Here is a 20772-nt window from a genome sequence, read left to right on the forward strand (position 1 = left end):
ACATTTCGTGGTATCGATTTCATATCATATCGACAGCATCGCAACGCCGCAAATCGCACGCACCGGCAACCGCAACTACGGTACGTGACGCATCACCTACCATCGCTGCAATCACGCCATTTGTCGGACATACACACACCAACGCACACTCCGCGCGCCATGGCGACGCGCAACATGGTATCGGTACCATTACGCAAGTCTCGAAACGTGACGTGACACCGCGTCGGCCGCGGCCGCATCGCGGCATCGCGGCCACGACGCACCTCAGCGACGGCCCGCCGGCGACGACGTGGACCAGGCCGCCTTCCCCGGATTTCCGGCGTTCGCACCGGGCTGCACGCGAGTCGCCGTGCGGCCCGGCGACGGCGACGACGGGGGCGACGAAGCCAGGTGCCGACGGTGCGTTGTTATTCGCAATAACGTTTTCATATGGCGATTTCCGATGATTACGGACGCCGTAAACGCAATGATTCCAATGATTCTGCGTTCCTTTGCGTGATTTTTTGATTTGCTCGTGAAAACGTTATGATATACACTGGCCGTGTTCGTCGAGACGCAGTGTGGCGGCGAGCGCGGGGCGGAAGACCCCGAAGCAACGGTTCACCCGTAGAAAGAGGCAAGGAAGCATGGGACAACGATGGAGTGCGGTCGTGGCGGCGGTGGCGGCCACGGCGATGATGGGCGTGGGGCTGGTGTTCCCCGCCCAGGCCCAGGAGACCACGAAACCCACACAGACGCTTGACGTCGACTACTCGCAGCAGACCGGCGACTTCCTCGGCGGTGCGTCCGGAACGCTGTACGGCCTCGGCGACGACGGCTCGCCGACCGACGCGATCCTCGACGGCGCGCGCGTCGAGAACTCGTCCCAGAAGCCCCCGTTCGGCACGCAGCACCCCAGCGGCGACTCGCTGGCGCTCGAGAACCAGTTCTTCGCCAACGGCGGCAACGAACTCGCGATCTACATGCAGGACTACTACCCGGATTGGTCGTACAACAAGGGCAAGCGCCCCGGCGACGACCGCACCTACAAGCTCGACGTCGACCCGTCCGACCCGTCGTACGGCACCTACACCGAGGGCGGCGACGGCGTGTGGGACTACGCGCAGGTCACCGAGATCGTGATGAACAAGGTGCTCGCCAACACCGAACACCCGGACCAGTACACGTTCATCCCGTTCAACGAGCCCGACGGCGGCAACTGGTACGCCTCCGGCGACAACGCGAACGCGGCCATCTTCCAGACCTTCCTGACCGACTGGGATGCTGAATACCAGCTCGTCCAGAAGATCTGGAACGAGTACAAGAGCGGCGAGAAGACCAACGTGCACGGCGTCAAGCCCACCGCCGACCACGCCCGCGTGGCAGGCCCCGGCGACTCCGCGTACCGCGCGAACCGCTCCGACAAGTTCCTCGAGCACGCGAAAGCCTCCGGCACGCTGCCCGACGTGTTCGTCTGGCACGAACTGGGCCGCGGCAGCCTCGACGCCTACCGCTCCCACTACGCCGCCTACCGCGCACTGGAGAAGAAGCACGGCATCAGCCCGCTGAAGATCAACATCACCGAATACGGCGAGCTGCGCGACATGTCCGTGCCGGGCCAGCTCATCCAATGGCAGTCCATGTTCGAAGACACCAAGGTCCAGGCCGAGACCGCCTACTGGAACTACGCGGGCAACCTGTCCGACAACGCCGCGAGGGCCAACTCGGCCAACGCCGGCTGGTGGCAGTTCAAGTGGTACGGCGACCTGCGCGGCCAGAAGACCGTCCAGGTGACCAGCGAGCACCCGAACCAGCAGGACAACCTGCAGGGCATCGCCGCGCTCGACGCCACGAACCGCAAGGCCACCGTGCTGTACGGCGGCGCGAACGACGCGAACTCCGACGCCGTGCAGAACACCGGCGCGAACATCCCCGTCACCGTGCACCTGACCGGACTCGACAAGGCCGGACTGGGCGATAAGGTCGACGTCGAGGTGCGCGAGAACGCGTTCACCGGACCCGACGGCGTGGCCGCCACGCCTCGCGTCGTCAACGCGATCTCCAACGCCGAAGTCAAGGACGGCACGCTCGACGTGACCACCGTCAGCGTCGACCGCTACGCCTCCTACCAGCTCGTCGTCACCCCGCACCAGGACCGTACGCTCGTCACCGACGCGGAGAACGGCAAGGCCCTGCTCGTCCAGGAGGCCGAGAAGTCCCAGCTCGCCGGCGGCGCACAGGCGTACACGAAGACGCCCTCCGGCTCCGGCTGGAGTTACTTCATGGCCTCCGGCAACGGCGACGTCGGCAGCTTCAAGACCGGCGGCACCGCCACCTGGAACGTGTCCGTCCCTGCGGACGGCGTCTACCGCCTGCAGGTGACCAGCGGCAACACCGGCTTCCCCGGCGCGAACGCCGTGACCGTCGACGGCAAGGACTCCGGCAGGCTCGCGTTCGGCGCCGAACTCGCGATGAAGGACGCCGCCAAGTGGAAGTACTACGGCAGCGCCGAACTCGAACTGAAGCTCACCAAGGGCGACCACGCGATCACACTGCACGGCGATTCCGCGTTCGATAACACGCTCGACAAGTTCCTGCTCTACCAGGTCTCCGGCACCGGTGACGACGCGGCCGCGGACCGCACCGAATACCCGGCCGCCCAGTTCCGTCTGGAGGACGGCGCCAAGCTCTCCTACGCCGGCGACGGCACGGACGGCTTCGCCTCGCTCGCCGGCGGCTCGGCCGACGTGTTCGCGCACGCCTGGCAGAGCGGCTACCATGACGTGACCCTCGACTACACCGCCGCCAAGGGCGCGAAGCTCACGCTCGTCATCAACGGCGTGACCGTGCTCGACACCACCGCGCAGTACAACGGCCTGCAGTCCACCACCGTGCGCGCGGCCCTGTCCGAAGGCATCAACCGTCTGACGCTGACCGCCGGCGACGGCGTGCTCGTCCGCGACATCGTCACGGCGCGCGCGGCCTCCTCCGACACCGACAAGTCCGTCGTCTCCGTCGAGGCGGAGGACGCCACGCTGGGCGGCGGCGCGAATGTCGTCACCTCCGACGCCTCCAACGCGAGCGGCAAGAAGTTCGTGGCGGGCCTCGGCAACCAGTTCGAGACCGCCGAGACCGGCCCGAACGGCATGGGCGACCGCACCCGCGTCGTGGTCAAGGACTCCAACAACACCCCGACCGTCCACACGGACGACAAGGGCACGCTGACGATCCCCGCAGGCAAGGTGCCGGCCGGCACGTACACGGCGGTGGTGAGCTTCTCCAACGACGCGTTCATCGGCAAGCACTCCTACAACCCGCAGATCGTCGACCTCGGCCTGCAGGTGCGCCAGGGCGGCGCCGACGGACAGGAGATCGCGCGCGGCGCGTTCCGCTACACGTACTCGGACACCAGCTTCCTCAACCGTTCGCTGGAGTTCATCACCGACGGCTCCGCGCTGACGCTCGGCAACTGGGATCCGGCCGGCACGGGCAAGGGCGCCGTCTCGTGGGGCGTCGCGCCGAACATCGACAAGATCACCTTCTACCCGGTGACGATCGGCGAGGTCGCCAACAAGGACGCCGTGCCCGATGAGCCCGAGCCGGAGCCTCAGCCGGGCGTGACGCTGGAGTCGATCGACGCGAAGGCCGCGAGCGACCACATCGCCCTCGGCGGCGAGCTCAAGCTCACCGTCACCGCCCGCTACAGCGACGGATCGGCGAAGGTCCTGGACGCCGGCGCCTACCAGGTCAGCGGGTTCGACGCGGACAAGGCCGGACAGCAGACCGTCACCGTCACCTACACCGAAGGCGACAAGACCGTCACCACCCAGGCCACCGTCACCGTCGACAAGAAGGGCGACAACGGGTCCGGCGACAACAACGGAACCGGCGATACGAACGGCTCCGGTGCCGCCGGAAACAAGCCGCAGACCGGCAAGACCGGCCTGAGCGCCACCGGCGCCGGCGTGGCCGCGGCCGCGGTCCTGGCCGTGGCGATCGCCGCGGCGGGCGTCACGCTCGCCCTCATGCGCCGCAAGCGCGCGTAACGTCGCGTCAGGCGTGGGGTGACGTGGCACGTGGCGCGCATCACGCGCGGTCCACGTCACGTCAGCCCACGCCCCAGTCGCACAACACCGGACGGCCCGGCCGCATCCCCACGGATCGCGGCCGGGCCGTCCGCCGTCAACGGCGTCATGACGCCGCCATGCTACCGTGTACACGATTCCGCTTTCCGGAACCGATGAACGACCTTACGAAATGGGAATCCCGATGCCTAGAACAGCGAACCGCGCGAAGACCGCGTCGATCAAGGACGTCGCGGCATTGTCCGGCGTCTCCGTGCCGACGGTCTCCCGCTATCTCAACGACCGCGAGCGCGTCAGCGAGGAGAAGCGCCAGCGCATCGCCAAGGCGATCGAACTGCTCGACTACCGTCCGAACCCCATCGCCCGCGCGCTGGTCAGGGAGCGCACGCGTCTAATCTCCGTGCTGACGACCGACACCACGCTGTACGGACAGTCGGAGATGCTGCACGGCATCGAACTGCGCGCCCGCGAGGACGAATACCAGCTGAACATCAACATGATCACCGGGGAGTCGCGCGACGACATCCGCCGCAGTGTGCGCCGCGCGTTGGACCAGAACCCGGTCGGCGCGATCCTGCTCAACTACGACGCGGCCAGCGCCGAGGCGTCCACGTTCTTCCCCTCAGACATGCCGGTGGTGCTCGTCGCCGGCGACCGCAATCCGGACGTCGCGCAGGTCTCGCTGCAGGAGAACGACGGCGGCCGCGACGTGACCCGCCATCTACTCTCGCTCGGACACCGCACCGTCGTCCATGTGGCGATTCCCGGCGGTTCGGGCGGCTACAGCCGACTGTCCGGCTGGCGGCAGGCGCTGGCTGAGGCGGGCGTGTTCGCACCGGAGCCGGTGATGGCGACGTGGGACCCGTACAGCGGACGTGAGATCGGACGCGAACTGGGCACGCGCCGCGACGTGACTGCGATCTTCGCCGGCAATGACGAGGTCGCGATGGGCGTCATCCGCGGGCTTGGTGATGTGGGCCGCCGAGTGCCGGAGGATGTGAGCGTCGTCGGGTTCGACGATCATCCGCTCGCCAGGGTGTGGAACCCGGCGTTGACGACCGTGCGCCAGGACTTCCGTCGGGCCGGCAGCGTCGCGTTCGACATGTTGGCCGCCCAGATCGACGACGTGGTGGCCGGGCGCGGGCGCACCGACAATTGGACACGCTACACGGAGTTGCCCGGCGAGCTCATCGTGCGCGAATCGACGTCGCAACCGCATCCGCAGGAGCGGCGGGCGACGAGCGACGCCGCGACCAGCTGAAGGTCAGGCGCGCGGTCGGGTTCGACGGCCGCGCGGAAGATGCGTTCGGCGATGGCGTGGGCGTCCTGTCGGACGACGGTGAGCGGCGGCCAGCTGAACGCGGAATCCACGGTACCGTCGAACGAGATGAGGGCAATGTCTTCGGGGACGCGCACGCCCCGCTCGTGCAGCGCGCGCAGCGCGCCGATCGCTTCCAGATCGGAATCGGCGAACACGGCGTCCGGGCACCTGCCGGAATCCAGGAGCGCGAGCATCGCCTTATAGCCGCCCTGACGGGTGAATCCCGCATCGACGACGGGACCGGCGGCGACGCCGGCCTGGTCGTGCACGCGCCGCCACCCTTGGATGCGCGGATCGTCGAGCCCGTCGCCGGCTTTGCCGGACAGCATGGCGATCGAGGTGTGGCCGTGGGCGAGCAGGTGTCTCACCGCCGATTCCACCGCCGACTGGAAATCGGTGGACACGCATTTCGCGCCGGGCACCGGCTTCGTCTGGTCGAGGATGACGAACGGGCATTCCCGGCGCGGAATCGACGCCAATTCGGATGAGGGCCGTGCCGAGGCGACGATGACAGCGTCCACCTCACGGGCGATGAGCCGGGCGATGCGGTCCCGCTCCTTGTCCGGATCCTGGTGCGATGCCATGAACATCGCCGAATACCCGCTGCGGGAGGCGATGGATTCCAGTTCGCCGTACACGTCGGAGAAGAACGGATTGGACAGATCGGGCACGACGACACCCAGCGTGCGCGACGAGCCGGTGCTCAGCGCCCGCGCCACCGAATTCGTGCGGTAGTCGAGCTTCTCGGCCGCGGCACGGACCCGTTGCGCGGTCTCCGGGGCGACCGGGCGCGGGCCGTCGTTGAACACGTAGCTGACCACCGCCGTCGAGACGCCGGCAAGACGCGCGACGTCGGCGCGGGTGGCCCTGCGGCGGCGGCTTTTCCCCGCCGTCGTCTCTCCGTTCGGCCGTGCCGTCTCGCCCCGCCGTTCGGTTCCGGACATTGCGCCTCCCTGATGTTCCGCCGATCTGATGTTCCGCCGATTCGCCGGGCCGCCGGCCCGGTGGCCCATGGCGGCTCCGCCTGCCGTTTCACCTTGCCGCACGTCATCGACCATGATCGCCGATGCGCGTGTTCTACGCCAGTAAACCATAGCGGCGTTCTCGTTATGGCAGATAACACGCCGCGCATATCGCGCTGATTTGCGTCATCTATCTACGCGCGTAGAATCGATGGTGCGATTCGATGTGGGAATCGTTGGCGCGGTTCGATGTGGGAGCCACGGCGCCAACCAGTCAACGAGGAAAGTCAACGAGGAAAAGGGAATCATGAGCATCACGAAACGCATACTGCGATCGGCCTTCGGGGCGACCGCGGCGCTTGCCACGCTGTTCATCGGCGGCGTCACGACGGCGAGCGCCCAGGCGCAGGACAATCCGAAGCCGGCGCAGACCATCACCGCCGACTATGCGACCGAGACCGGCGACTTCCACGGCGGCGCCTCCGGCATGCTGTACGGCTTGGGCGACGAGGGTTCGCCGACCGACGCGATCCTCGACGGCGCGCGTGTCCAGGTGACCTCGCAGAAGCCCGCCGACGGTCTGCAGCACCCCAGCGCCGACGTGCTCGCCGTGGAGAACTCGTTCTTCGCCAACGGCGGCGAACAGCTCGTCGTCAACCTGCAGGACTGGTACCCGGACTGGTCGTACAACGGCGGCAAGCGCCCCGGCGACACCCGCACCTACAAGCTCGACGTCGACCCGAACGACGCCTCCTACGGCACCTACGCCGACGGCCAGGCGAACGGCCGCTGGGACTTCGACGAAGTGCTCGAAGTGGTGATGAACAAGATCCTCGCCAACACCTCCCACCCGGACGACATCGTCTTCATGCCGTTCAACGAGCCGGACGGCGGCAACTGGTACGCCTCCGGCGACAACGCGAACGCCGCGATCTACAAGCAGTTCCTCACCGATTGGAACGATGCCTACGCGACCATCCAGAAGGTCTGGAATCAGTACAAGAGCGGCGAGAAGGCCAACGTCAACGGCGTCAAGCCGACCGCCGACCACGCGCTGATCGCCGGCCCCGGCGACAGCGTGTGGCGCGCGAACCGCACCAAGACGCTGCTCGAAAGCGCCAAGGCGGCGAACACCCTGCCGGACGTGACCGTCTGGCATGAGCTCGGCAACGGCTCGCTGAAGAACTACCGCAGCCACTATGAGCAGTACCGCGGGTTCGAGAAGGAGCTCGGCATCTCCCCGCGCGCCATCAACATCTCCGAGTTCGGCGAGCTGCGCGACATGTCCGTGCCGGGCCAGCTCGTGCAGTGGATGAGCATGTTCGAGGGCACGAAGGTGCAGGCGCAGACCGCCTACTGGAACTACGCGGGCAACCTCAACGACAACATGGCCCGCGCCAACAGCGCCAACGGCGGCTGGTGGATGTACAAGTGGTACGGCGACCTGCGCGGCACGCAGACCGTGAAGGTGACCAGCGAGCACCCGGACAGCGTCGACAACCTGCAGGGCATCGCCGCGATCGACAAGACGAACCGTAAGGCCACCGTGCTGTACGGAGGCGCGAACGACAGCACCAAGATCGGCGCGGACGTGCCGGTGACCGTGCATCTGACCGGACTCGACCCGGACGTGTTCGGCGACCACGTGGACGTCGCCGTGCGCGAGAACGCCTACACGGGCCCCGACGGTGTGGCCGCCACGCCTCGCGTCGTCAATGCGGTCTCCAACGCCGAAGTCAAGGACGGCACCCTCGACGTGACCACCGTCAGCGTCGACCGCTACGCCTCCTACCAGCTCGTCGTCACCCCCCACCAGGACACCACCGTCGCCGTGGACGACGCGGCGAACGGCCGCTCGCTGCAGACGATCGAGGCCGAGGACACCGAGCTGACCGACGGCGCCCGGTCCTACACGAAGAGCGACAACACCGGCTCCTGGGGCAACTTCATGTTCTCCGGCAACGCCGACGTCGGCAACTTCAAGAACGGCGCCAAGATGACCTGGAAGGTGGACGTGCCGGCGGACGGCGACTACCGTCTCCAGCTCATCACCGCACCCGCCGGCTTCCCCGGCGTCAACCACGTGAGCGTCGACGGCAAGGCCGCCGGCGACCTGGAAATCCCCGCGGAGCTGGCGCTCAAGGACGCCGCCAAGTGGAAGTACCGCGGCAGCGCCGAGATCGTGCTCGACGGCCTCACCAAGGGCGAGCATTCCATCACCGTCGAAGCGACCGACCTCGACAACGAGTCCGACAAGCTGCTGCTCTACCAGGTCTCCAAGGGCGGCGACTCCCCCGTCGATCAGGTGACCTACCCGGCGTCCGACATCCGCCTGTCTGACGGTGCCAAGCTCTCCTACTCGGGTGACGGCACGAACGGCTTCGCCGATCTCAACGGCGGCACCGCCGACGTGTTCGCCCACGCCTGGCAGGCCGGCTACCACGAGGTGGCCGTCTCCTATCACGCCGCCAAGGGCGCGACGATCGCGCTGGCCGTGAACGGCCAGCAGGCCGCTACCCTGACCGCCGGCGTCGACGGACTCCAGACCTCCTGCGTGAAGGTCGCCCTGTCCGAAGGCATCAACCGCATCACGCTGGGAGGCGCGGCCGGCACGCTGGTCCAGAGCGTCACGACGGCACGCGCCGCCGACTCCGACGAGAAGGCCATCACGGTCGAAGCCGAGAACACCAAGCTCTCCGGCGGTGCGAAAGTCGCCAAGGACGACTCCTCCGACGCGAGCGGCAAGGCGTTCGTGACCGGCCTGGGCAACCAGTTCGTCACCAACGAAAGCGGCAAGGCCGGCTACGGCGACCAGACGCGCGTCGAGGCCACCGCGGACCACGTGCCCACCGTCATCCAGAATGACAAGGGCGCGATGACCGTGTCCGGCGTGCCGGCCGGCACCTACGACATGGTCGTGAGCTTCTCCAACGACGCGTTCATCGGCAGCCACTCCTACAACCCGCAGATCGTCGACCTCGGCCTGCAGGTGCGCCAGGGCGGCGCCGACGGCCAGGAGATCGCACGCGGCGCGTTCCGCTACACGTACACCGACAAGCACTTTATGAACCGTTCGGTGAACGTGACCACGGCCGGAGGCGACCTGACCCTCGGCAACTGGGATGAGGTCGGCTCCCGCAAGGCCGCGGTCTCGTGGGGCGTCGCGCCGAACGTGGACAAGATCACCTTCTACCCGCTGGTCGCCGGCGAGGTCGAGAACACCGAGCCGGAGCCTCAGCCGGGCGTGACGCTGGAGTCGATCGACGCGAAGGCCGCGAGCGACCACATCGCTCTCGGCGGCGAGCTCAAGCTCACCGTCACCGCCCACTACAGCAACGGATCGGCGAAGGTCCTGGACGCCGGCGCCTACCAGGTCAGCGGGTTCGACGCGAACAAGGCCGGACAGCAGACCGTCACCGTCACCTACACCGAAGGCGACAAGACCGTCACCACCCAAGTCACCGTCACCGTCGACAAAAGCGGAGACAACGGCAACGGCGACAACAACAACGGGGCTGGCGACACGAACGGCAACGGCGACGCCGGAAACAAACCGCAGACCGGCAAGAGCGACGGCAACGGCAAGACCGGCCTGAGCGCCACCGGCGCCGGCGTGGCCGCGATCATCGCCGCGACGGTGATGCTGACGGCCGCCGGCATCACCCTCACCTTCACGAGCCGCAAGCGCGCGTGACAGCCCTCTAGGGCGAGCGGTTCCCGGCCCCCTCTGACGAGGGGGCTGTCCGCGTCAGCGGACTGGGGGAGAGATACCCCGTACGCAATCATCGCCACGAACGTCGCCCCATCCAACACCCGCACCCCAGCGCTCATATCGGTGGTATCATCACCGATATGAGCGAATCCCAGAACACCGGGTCACGGAAGACCCCCGCCGACACCACCGCCGCGGACGGCGCCAACCCGAAAACCACCGTCCCGGACGTCAACCATTACGCCTACCGCATCCGCTGGGACGGTAAGTCCGAACGGTTCGTCGCCTCATGCGCCGAACTGCCGGACGTGACGTTCGAAAGCGCTTCGCAGCTGGAGGCGTTCGTCGGTATCCGCAACGCCGCGGAGGCCGAGGTCACGCGACTGGTGAAGGCGGGCGAGGAGGCGCCGGAACCACTGTCGGAACGCCGCTTCTCCGGGCGCATCCTCGTGCGCATCCCCCCGGAGCTGCACCGTTCCTTGAGCATCGAGGCCGCCGAACAGCACATCAGCCTCAACCGCCTCATCTCCAACCGTCTCGCCGGCTGACGGCCTACCGCCGCTTCTGCTTGCGGCCCTTCAGGTAGATGTCGGCGACGATCCAGCATCCGAGCACGAACGCCACCACGTATCCCATGAATCCGACGATCGGGATGCCGAAGATGATCGGCTTCATGCCCGCGTAGTACACGATCGACGATCCGATGAACAGGCCGACCACAATCAGCGCCATCGTGAGCCTGTTCACCATGTCGCTCAGCAGCTGGAACGGCTCCTGCGAGCCGACGAGCTCAATGTTGGTGCGCAGCTGCCCGCGGGTGAGCATGCGGGCGGCCACGTTGAGCTCGCTCATCGCGCCGAGCGCGCTGTGCAGCGCCTCATGTCCCTCCACTCCCAGGGATTTCAGCTCGTCCGTGACCATCTGCTTGGGGCTTTTCGACGTGGCGATGTGCTTGGAGATGATCTCGATCATGTTCACGTTGGGGATGAACTCGTCGAGCAGGCCCTCCAACGTGACGAGCGCACGCCCCACGGTGGTGACGGTGCTCGGCACCTCGATGCCGTGCCGGGTGGCGAGGTTGGTGAGCGCCGTGATGAACGCGGCGATGTCCAAATCGGCGAGGTCGACGGTGCCGTATTCCTTGACGATCGTATCGAGGTCGGCGAGCAGCGACGGATAGTCGGCCGGATCCGCTTCGGCGCCGGCGAAGCGCAGAAGCCCGTCGGCGAGCTGCGGCGAATCCTGTTTGGCGACGGCGAAGATCATCTCCTTCATCACGGCTCGCGTCTTCGCGTCGAGCCGGCCGGTCATGCCGAGGTCGATGAGCACGATCTGCCCGCCTCGGATGATGATGTTGCCCGGGTGCGGGTCGGCGTGGAAGAAGCCGTCGTCGAGAATCTGCGTGGCGTAGTTGTCGACGAGCTTGGTGCCGATGTCGTTGAGGTCGTAGCCGGCGGCGATGAGCTTGCCCGGATGGGAGACGGAGATGCCTTCCACGTATTCCATGACGACCACGTGCTCGGTGCACAGGTCCGGGTAGGGCGTCGGGCAGTCCATGTATTTGAAGGGCGCGGCGAACCGTTTGAACTCGGCGAGGTTGCGCGCCTCCACGAGGAAGTCGGTCTCGGACTGGAACGTGTCCCACAGCTCCTCGACCACGCCTTTCAGGTCGACGATCTGCGTGTTGCGGAACACTTTGGTGGCGCCTTTGGCGATGGAACGCATGATGGACACGTCCTGCGCCATGGTCTCGCGCACGCCGGGGCGCTGCACCTTGACGGCCACGTCCTCGCCGGTGACGAGCGTGGCGCGATGCACCTGGGCGAGCGAGGCGGAGCCGAGCGGCTTGGAGTCGATATGCGAGAAGATCTCGTCCACGGGCCTGCCGTATTCGGCGGCGAGCGTGTCGAGCACGGTCTCGTAGGGCATGGGGTCGGCGTCAGCGCGCAGTTTGGCGAGTTCGTCGCAGAAGCTCTGCGGCAGCATCTCGGAACGCATCGAGAGGATCTGGCCGACCTTGACGAACGTGGGTCCGAGCGCCTCGAACATGAGGCGCATCTTGACGGGCGTGAGGCCTTTGAGCGCGTCGAAATGGTTGACGATGCGCACGATCTGCGCGAGTCGTTTGGCCTTGCCCCGGCGCGTGAGATGGTAGCGCGCGGCGAAGTCGTCGCGGCGCGGACCGAACAGTCCGATGGTCTCGTTCTGGGCGGTGTCCCACACCGGCACGGGCACGGGGATGTCCGGGGAGATGTGCGACGCGGCGGACTGCCGCTCGGACCGTTCCGCGGACGGCGCCGTCTCGGACGACTTCGCGGCCTCGGACGACTGTGCCGTCTCGGACGACCGCGACGGCGAGGCCCCCGCCTGTTCGCCGTTCGTCTCTGTTGTCGACGTGGGCTTCGTATTCGTCACGATACGTCTCCTTGATCGGGCTTGAACCGCGGCGACCGTCGGCGGAATCCCCCACACGGACGAGGGTTCATCCGCCGACGGTCGTCAGCGCAATCGGATGGGAAGCTTCGACGGTCAGGCCTCGTCGGCCTTCTCGTCCGCCGGCTCCTCCGGCGTTTCGGCCGGATCGGCGGCGTCCGCGGCCTTGGCGGCGCGCTTCTCGTCGTCCTTGGCGGCGTTGTTGACGAGCGACTCGCCCACCTTGCGCTTGAGCTCGGTGTTGAGGCTCTTGCCCTGTTCGACGGTCAGCTCGCCCTTCTTGACGAGGTCGTCGACCAGCTCGCTGCCCTTCTCGTATCCGGTGGCGAGGGCGCCGATGCCCGCCAGCACGACCTTGCGCAGGCCGTCACCCAAATCGAAGTCTGCCATGATGTCCCTCCTTCGTGAAGGTCGCGCACGGCTCGCTGCCATGCGCACGTACGCTCTAAGCCTACTACCGCGGTCGCGCCGCGGCCACCTTGCGTGCCTGCTCGGCGATCTCGTCGATGTGCTCAAGCTCCCTGCGCTGTTCCTCGGTCTGGTCGGCGGTGCCGAATTCGCCGTAGCGGCGTTCGGCGGCCACGCGGATCAGATAGTCTGCGATGGCGGGGTTCTTCGGCAGGAGCGAGCCGTGCATGTACGTGCCGATCACGTTGTTCATGCGCGCGCCTTCCGTATGGTCCTCGCCGTTGTTGCCGCGTCCCTCCTGGTCGACGTGGCCGAGAGGCGCGACCCCGGCCCGCAGGAACGTCTGCCCGGAATGGTTCTCGTAGCCGATGATGTCGCCGAATTCGTCGGAGTGCTCGACGAGGTTGCCGATCATGCGCACGTCGCGGCCGACGGTGTGCGCCTGGATCACGCCGATGCCGTCGAGGCGCGTGCCGTCCACGGTCTCGAAGTATTCGCCGAACAGCTGGTACATGCCGCAGATCATCAGCATGGGCACGCCGTCGGTGGCGAGCGCGCGCAGCAGGTCGGCACGGCGGAAGAAGTCGTCGACGATCTTCTTCTGACCGGTGTCCTGCCCGCCGCCGCCGAGGATCATGTCCACGTGTTCGGGCCATTCGTCGCCCTGGTTGTACGCGGTGACGCGCGGCTCGTAGCCGTAGAGCGCGAGCCGGCGCGTGATGGTGAGCACGTTGCCGGAGTCGCCGTAGATGTTCATGTCCTTCGGGTAGAGGGACATCACGTCGATTACCTTGCCCATGTCTTGTTCCTCGTTTCCCTTCGTCCTATTCGCCCACGCCGGCGTCCGCCACGTCGGCGATGCGGCCGAGCGCGGCGCGCACCTTGAGCATCGCGGTATACGTGCAGTAGATGTGTTTCGGCGTGCCCGGGTTCGCATGCACGAACAGGTTCAACGCGGATTCGATGTCGGTGTCGGTCTGCGAGACCGGCACCTGGTCGTATGCGAGGCGCAGGGCCATGTCCCAGGCGCGCACGCCGGACACCTGCGCGACGCCGGTCCCGCGCAGGGAGGTGAAGTCCACGTCCCACAACCAGCTCATGTCGCGGCCGTCCGCGTATTCGTCGTTGATGACGATCATCGTGTCCGCGCCTTCGGGAGGGAAGCTCGCCAGGGAGAGCCGGAAGCCCATCGGGTTCTTGACGAGCAGCAGTTCGACCGGGCTGCCCGCCGCCTCGATGACCTCGCCGCGCCCGAACGCGGGCGTGACGCGCGCCACGGCCCGGATAAGCGAGTCGGTGTCCGAGTCGGCGAAATGCCTGAGCCGCTCGCGGAACGCCTCGCCTCCGGCGGGGGCAGCCGCGGTCCGCGCCCGCGGCGCGTCGGCGACGACCGTGCGCACGACGGCGAGCGCGGCGGCCGCGTTGTACAGGTTGTACACGCCTTCGAGCTTCACGTCGGTCGTGTGCTCGCCTCCGTCCAGTCGGAACGTGGCCCGATGGTCACCGAATGCAGTGAACGTCACGTCCGCCGGCAGTTCGACGGCCTCGGCGTCGTCTTTCCGCTCCTGCCGGCCGGCGGCGGCCGTGCCGGAGACTGCACCTTCCTCCACGCTCACGGTGGTGGCCATGTCGTCGTCGGAGGGGAAGAGCTTCTTCAATTCGTCGGACAGGCCGAAGTAGCGCACCTGCGTGCCGGCGGGCGTCAGGGCCGCGAGCGCGGCGATGCGCGGATCCTCGCGGTTGAGCACGACGGTGCCGGTGGTGGTCTTGGCGACCTCGCCGAGCAGCCGCGCCGTGTTGTCGATCTCGCCGAAGCGGTCGAGCTGGTCGCGCATCACGTTGAGCAGGAGCGCGTAACGGGGTTTGACCTGCTTGACGAAGTGCACGGCGTACGCCTCGTCGAGTTCCAGCACGGCGATGTCGGCGTCGAGCCGGCCGCCCAGCGTGACCTGCTGGAGCAGCGCGGAGACGACGCCGCGCGTGAAGTTCGAGCCGGTCGGATTGGTGAACACCTTGAGCCCGAGGTCGGAGAGCATCGAGGCGACCATGCGCGTGGTCGTGGTCTTGCCGTTCGTGCCGGAGACGAGCACGACGCCGAGCGGGAGCCGTCCGAGCGTGCGCGCGAGGAAGCCCGGGTCGATGGTCTCGATGACCTTGCCGGGGAACGCGGATCCGCCGTGGTGCAGCAGGCGGGACGCCCAGCGTACGCCTTTGCCGATGGCGGGTGTGGCGAACGAATTCCATGCCATGTGTCTCATACCCCCTGTCCGCCGGAGTTGTAGTCCTGCGGCATGTCCTTGAATTTCGATGTGGCGCCGAGGAACGCCAGGTGGAAGGTCTCGGTCGGTCCGTTGCGGTGCTTCGCCATGATGATGTCGGCCTCGCCCGGACGATCCTCCTTGTCGTAGAAGTCCGGTCGGTGCACGAGGAACACCACGTCGGCGTCCTGCTCGATCGAGCCGGATTCACGCAGGTCGGAGAGCTGCGGCTTCTTGTCGTTGCGCATCTCGGGCCCTCGGTTCAGCTGGGAGAGCGCCACGACCGGCACCTCCAGCTCCTTGGCGAGGAGCTTCAGCGCGCGGGAGAATTCGGAGACCTCCTGCTGGCGGCTTTCGACCTGTTTGCCGGAGGTCATGAGCTGCAGGTAGTCGATGACGACAAGCTTCAGGTCGTTGGTCTGTTTGAGACGGCGACATTTCGCGCGGATCTCCATGAGGCTCATGTTCGGCGAATCGTCGATGAACAGCGGGGCGTCGTCGAGCTTCGACCAGAAGCCGTTCAGCGTGTTCCAGCGTTCCGGCGTGATCTCGTCGGCGCGGCGCAGGGCTCCGAGCGGGATGTTCGTCTCGGCGGAGATGATGCGCTGGGCGAGCTCCACCTTGCTCATCTCGAGGCTGAACACGATGGTGGTCATGTGGTGGTGGAGGGCGGCGGCGCGGGCGAAGTCGATGCCGAGCGTCGACTTGCCCATGGCCGGGCGGCCGGCGACGACGACCATCTGGCCGGGCTGGAGGCCCTGCGTGAGGTCGTCGATGTCGCGGAATCCGGTGGGCACGCCCTTGTTGACGAGTCCCTGCTGGAGCTTGTCGAGCTGGTCGAGCGCGTCGTGCACGACAGGGCCGATCGCGGCGTAGTCCTGGCGCACCTTGCCGACGCTCATCTCGTACACTTCGGCCTGCGCGAGGTTGACGACGTCCTCCGCCTGCGAGCCTTCGGCGGAGTAGCCGAGCTGCGCGATCTTGGTGCCGGCGGCGATCACGTTCCTGAGGATCGCGCGCTGGTGCACGATCTCCGCATAGTACGTGGCGTTCGCCGCGGTGGGCACGGAGGCGACGAGCGAATGGAGGTAGTCGGCGCCGCCCACCTTCTCCAGGTCGCCGCTTTTGAGCAGCTCGTTCGCCACGAGCACCGCGTCGACGGGCTGCGAGGCGGAGAACAGGTTGATGATCGCCTCGTAGATGGTCTGATGCTTCGGCTGGTAGAAGTCGGTGACCTCGATCATCTGCGAGACCTCGCCGATGGCGTCCTTGCTCATGAGCATGCCGCCGAGCACGGCCATCTCCGCGTCGTCGTCATGCGGGGGCACGCGGTCGAACAGGGCGTCCCTCACCGGCGTGCCGGTCGCGCCAGGCACGTACCCGCCGCGACCGTTCCCGCGGCCCGTGCGCGTGCGGCCGCCACGGTCGCCGCCACGGTAGGGGCGGTCCGCGGGCGCGTCGTCGCCGTACGGGCGATCTGCGGGCGCACCGTCCGCAGGCTCGTCGAAGCCGCCGTCCGCGCCGCCGAAGTCCTCTTCGGGAGGCGTGAAACCGGCGTCGCCGTCGTCATGCGGTTCGTCGTTCCAAGGTTCCTCAGCCATAGGCCACAGTATAGATTCCCGTATCGAGTGCGGTACATATCCACCGCTTTCACGGCGCGCTGGGATTGCGGCCGGCGCTTGCCGCCAATGCCATCGCCGATGCCCGCCACCGGCACCCATCGCCTCACCGGCACCCATCGCCGATACGCGATTCGCAGGGTTTTCCCAGCGAATCGCATCGGCTTTCCCGGGCTTCCGCATCGTCGCTTGGAGGTTCACGCGGTTACATATGAATCACCGGCGAACGACAGACCGCCACGACGGAACAGACCATCGGGCGGACGAAAGCGAACCGGCGAGGCCGTACCCCTTCTTCCCGGCCCCATAACCATAACTGAAAACCCTCTTTCTTCTTCCTCTCTCTCCTTCTCGAAAGGGTCCGGCGGACGCATCCGCCGGACCCTTTCGTTCGTTCCTAGCCCGTTTGCCGCCGCTACGCCTCGCGGCGGCCGGCGAGGGCCCGGCCGAGCGTGATCTCGTCGGCGTATTCGAGGTCGGAGCCGACGGGCAGGCCGCTGGCGAGACGCGTCACCTTGATGCCGAGCGGCGAGAGCAGCCGGCTCAGATACGTGGTGGTCGCCTCGCCCTCGATGTTCGGGTCGAGCGCGAGGATGACCTCCTTGACCGTGTCGTCCTTCAACCGTTCCAGCAGTTTCGCGATATTGAGATCGCTGGGGCCCACGTTCGCCATCGGGTTGATGGCGCCGCCGAGCACGTGGTAGAGGCCTCGGTATTCGCGCGTACGCTCGATGCTCATCACGTCTTTCGGCTCCTCGACCACGCAGATCACCGTATGGTCGCGGCGCGGGTCCGCGCACACCGGGCACGGACTCGCCTCGCACACGTTGCCGCACACGTCGCAGAACCGCACCTTCGCCTTCACTTCGGTAATCGCGTCCGTCAGGTCGGCCGCCTCCTGCTCGTCGGCGCTGAGCAGATAGAACGCGATGCGCTGCGCGCCCTTCGGCCCGATGCCAGGCAGCTTGTTGAACGCGTCGATGAGACGCTGAATCGCGCCGTCATACGCCAATGCCATGTGGTCATCTTCCTTCCGTCATCTACTCGTCGTGCTTGGGCGCGGCGTGCATGTTGCGCGGGTTGCGCGGGTCATCGGCCGCAAACGTCTCGACCTTCTTCACTTCGAACAGTCTGCGCAGTTCGTCGCGGTTCATCGCCACGGCGCTGCCGAGCGATTCGTCGTCCATCGAATACTCGTCATCGTCCGCGTCTACCTGCGGTTTCGCGGAGCCCGCGGATTGCACCGGCGGAGTGTTCCACGGGTCGTTCGCCCGCCCGTCCTGCCCGGACTGCACACCGGACATACCGGGCATGCCGGATTGCGGCGATGCCGCGGAGCCGTTCCCCATGCCGCCCGCGTTCCGCGCCGGCATGGACGCATTCCACGGATCATCGGGTTCGGCCGGCGGCGGCACGTCCTTCCACGGGTCGTCCGGTTCGACCGGTTCCGCCGGCCCGTTCGACGCGCCCGGATCGCGTACCGCGGGTTGTCCGCCGTTTTGTCCCATGACGGGAGCCGACCGGCCCCCGTTCGCAAAGCCGCCGTTCGCCGGAAGCGGCGTATTCCATGGATCGGCGGAATCCGACGCGGCCGCGGACCGTGCTCTCCGGTCGTTCGTCGCAGCGGGCGCGGGCTGCGCCCACGGGTCCGTGTCGTCGCTCAAATCGGGCACCGCCACCTGCTTGCGGTGATGCTCCGGTTCCTGAGCCGCTGACGATCCACCCTGCTTCGGCAGAGGATGCGCCCACGGGTCATCATCCCGCGATGTCGTCGCCGGCTGCGCCCATGGGTCGTCGTTCACGGATGCGGTTCGCGCCGAGGTGCCGGGCGACGCCGGACCGGATGCCGCGCCTCGGTGGCTGTCGTCGTCCTCCGCCTGGTCGGGTGCCGAGGAGGCCGCGGACTGCTCACGCGCCCCTTCCTTGGCGCCACCGGCGTTCGTCTCGCCGGACTGCGCCTTCGCGGCGGCCGCCTGCAGGTTCTCCTGCAACAGTTGAGCCTTGATCTTCTGCTGCTCGCCCTGCGACAGTTTGCTGAACGGCGGCGTCTTCTGACCGTCGTCCGTGGTGGGCGTGGGAGCGAGATCGGCCTGCGGGCCGAACAGCTTGCGCACTTCGGCGCGCACGATCGACACCACCTTGTTCGTGCCGTCCACCGGCTCGGAGGCCACGGCGAGCGCGAACGCGTACTTGTTCAACGCGGTGTCGAAGCGCAGCCACACGCGCGGGCGGCCGGTCTTCGCATAGGTGGGGACGAACTTGATGCGCGCCCTGTCGCGAGCCACGTAGCGGCGCACATCCTCGGGCAGCGAGGAGAGCATCGCATCCCACTTCTGATCGGGCGTGCGGTTGTCGGGCTGGGCGGGCGCGGAAGGCTGTACGGTCGCAGAAGACTGAACAGGTGCGGAAGGCTGCGCGGCGGGTTGTGCGGTCGTCGTTTCCGCCCCGGTCACGCCGGACGAAGACCGGCCGGGCGTTCCCGTGGTCGCGCCCTGCACGACGACACTACCGGTTTCGGGGTGCTGGTTGCGGGCCGACCCCGCGAAACCGCTACCGGCCACCTGACTCGTAGAGGCGGTGGACCGCCCCGAATCCTGCGATTGGCCGTCTGCCGCATCGTGATGCTGGTTGCGGGCGGCACCGGCGAAACCGCCGCCACGCGAGCCCGACGTCGCTCCGGCGAAACCGCCACGCGCACCGGTCGTGCCGGATGCGGTGCCGGAACCGGAGACAGAAGTCCCCGCGCCGGAACCGGACGTAGCACTGGCACCCGGCATACCGGCACCCGGCGCACCGACACTGGCCACCGGTGCCGCGAAACCGTTCTCACGGCCGGCGAGCAGTCTCGCGGCCAACAGTTCCAAGCGCATGCGCGGCGAGATCGCGCCGGTCATCTGGCCGAGTGTCGCGTTGATGATGTCCGCCATCGCGGTGAGCTGAGACAGTCCGAGCGCCGCCGCCTGACGGTGCAGATCGTCCATGTCCTCCACTTCGGCGGTGTCGGAGAGCACGGTCTCCGCACGGTCGCCGGCCAAGGTGAGCACGAGCAGATCGCGCACGCGGGCGAGCAGGTCCTCGACGAACCGGCGCGGGTCGAATCCGCCGACCACGACCTTCTGAATCACGCCGTACAGGTTCCCGCCGCTCGCGTCGATCACCGCGTCGATGGCCTCGCCGATCAGCGCCTCCGGCGTGAAGCCGAGCAACGCCACGGACGCGTCGTGCGTGATCACGCCGTCCACCGCGCCGACCATGAGCTGGTCCAGCACGGAGAGCGTGTCTCGCACGGAGCCGCCGCCGGCGCGCATCGCCAGTTTGAGCACGCCCGGCTCCGCCGTGATGTGTTCCTTCTCGCAGATCTGTTCCAGATACGGCCCCATGACTTCGGCGGGCACGAGTCGGAACGGGTAGTGGTGGGTGCGCGAGCGGATCGTGCCGATCACCTTGTCCGGCTCGGTCGTCGCGAAGATGAACATGACGTGCTCCGGCGGCTCCTCCACGATCTTGAGGAGCGCGTTGAAGCCCTGCGGCGTGACCATGTGGGCCTCGTCGAGGATGAAGATCTTGTAGCGGTCGCGAGCGGGGGCGAAGCCGGCGCGTTCGCGCAGTTCACGGGCGTCGTCCACGCCGTTGTGCGAGGCGGCGTCGATTTCCACCACGTCGATGGAGCCGGGACCGCCGGTGGCGAGGTCCTTGCAGGATTCGCATTCGCCGCACGGATGCGAGGTGGGGCCCTTCGCGCAGTTCACGCATCGGGCGAGGATGCGCGCCGAACTGGTCTTGCCGCAACCTCGCGGGCCGGAGAACAGGTAGGCGTGCGTGAGCTTGCCCTCGTCGAGGGCGCGCATGAGCGGGACCGTGACCTGGTCCTGGCCGATCACCCCCGCGAAGGTGTCGGGTCGATAACGGCGGTACAGCGCCAAAGCCATCGCTGGTTCCTACTTTCTTTCCATCGGATCGTCCGGAACGCGGGCCCGCGCCGGATTCCGCGGGCC

Annotated in this window: 12 protein-coding genes; 4 read left to right on the top strand and 8 right to left on the bottom strand. The window is 67.3% G+C overall.

All coding sequences use genetic code 11. The features are described 5' to 3' along the window. Positions 1 to 626 precede the first annotated feature (626 nt). Positions 627 to 4025, top strand: coding sequence for a bacterial Ig-like domain-containing protein (locus AC1AYX_RS05950; RefSeq protein ID WP_476502653.1), 3399 nt, complete (start codon positions 627 to 629; stop codon positions 4023 to 4025). A 223-nt stretch (positions 4026 to 4248) separates the two neighbouring features. Continuing rightward, positions 4249 to 5325, top strand: coding sequence for a LacI family DNA-binding transcriptional regulator (locus tag AC1AYX_RS05955; RefSeq protein ID WP_476502654.1), 1077 nt, complete (start codon positions 4249 to 4251; stop codon positions 5323 to 5325). Here the strand turns inward: AC1AYX_RS05955 and AC1AYX_RS05960 are convergent. Further along, entirely contained in the window at positions 5229 to 6329 is a 1101-nt protein-coding gene (locus AC1AYX_RS05960) for a LacI family DNA-binding transcriptional regulator (protein WP_476502655.1), read from the bottom strand. The two genes, AC1AYX_RS05955 and AC1AYX_RS05960, sit on opposite strands and share 97 nt — an antisense overlap. 325 nt (positions 6330 to 6654) lie before the next feature. Here AC1AYX_RS05960 and AC1AYX_RS05965 point away from each other — a divergent pair, with 325 nt between their 5' ends. Together AC1AYX_RS05965 and AC1AYX_RS05970 are read left to right on the top strand one after the other, a co-directional pair. Next, on the top strand, positions 6655 to 10041 hold the full coding sequence (locus tag AC1AYX_RS05965) for a bacterial Ig-like domain-containing protein (protein WP_476502656.1): 3387 nt from the start codon (positions 6655 to 6657) through the stop codon (positions 10039 to 10041). A gap of 158 nt (positions 10042 to 10199) precedes the next feature. Continuing rightward, positions 10200 to 10607, top strand: coding sequence for a type II toxin-antitoxin system HicB family antitoxin (locus AC1AYX_RS05970; protein ID WP_476502657.1), 408 nt, complete (start codon positions 10200 to 10202; stop codon positions 10605 to 10607). A 4-nt stretch (positions 10608 to 10611) separates the two neighbouring features. On the opposite strand, the gene AC1AYX_RS05975 is transcribed toward AC1AYX_RS05970, so the two are convergent. From AC1AYX_RS05975 to AC1AYX_RS06005, 7 genes are all read right to left on the bottom strand, one after another. Next, on the bottom strand, positions 10612 to 12312 hold the full coding sequence (locus tag AC1AYX_RS05975) for an ABC1 kinase family protein (RefSeq protein WP_476502712.1): 1701 nt from the start codon (positions 12310 to 12312) through the stop codon (positions 10612 to 10614). A gap of 276 nt (positions 12313 to 12588) precedes the next feature. Next, positions 12589 to 12882 carry a phasin family protein gene (locus AC1AYX_RS05980; RefSeq protein ID WP_476502658.1) on the bottom strand — a complete coding sequence of 98 codons (294 nt, stop codon included), beginning with the start codon at positions 12880 to 12882 and terminating at the stop codon, positions 12589 to 12591. 64 nt (positions 12883 to 12946) lie between these two features. Beyond that, entirely contained in the window at positions 12947 to 13699 is a 753-nt protein-coding gene (locus AC1AYX_RS05985; RefSeq protein ID WP_476502659.1) for a type 1 glutamine amidotransferase, read from the bottom strand. 25 nt (positions 13700 to 13724) lie between these two features. Then, entirely contained in the window at positions 13725 to 15149 is a 1425-nt protein-coding gene (locus AC1AYX_RS05990; protein WP_476502660.1) for a MurT ligase domain-containing protein, read from the bottom strand. Positions 15150 to 15154: 5 nt separating this feature from the next. Further along, a complete protein-coding gene (dnaB, locus tag AC1AYX_RS05995) occupies positions 15155 to 16759 on the bottom strand; it encodes a replicative DNA helicase (protein ID WP_476502661.1) in 1605 nt (534 codons plus the stop codon). Positions 16760 to 17192: 433 nt separating this feature from the next. Next, positions 17193 to 17795, bottom strand: a complete 603-nt coding sequence (gene recR, locus AC1AYX_RS06000; RefSeq protein WP_476502662.1) for a recombination mediator RecR — start codon at positions 17793 to 17795, stop codon at positions 17193 to 17195. A 22-nt stretch (positions 17796 to 17817) separates the two neighbouring features. Further along, positions 17818 to 20706, bottom strand: a complete 2889-nt coding sequence (locus AC1AYX_RS06005; RefSeq protein WP_476502663.1) for a DNA polymerase III subunit gamma and tau — start codon at positions 20704 to 20706, stop codon at positions 17818 to 17820. Between the last annotated feature and the right edge of the window lie 66 nt (positions 20707 to 20772).

The sequence above is a fragment of the Bifidobacterium sp. LH_419 genome, from assembly GCF_056356955.1.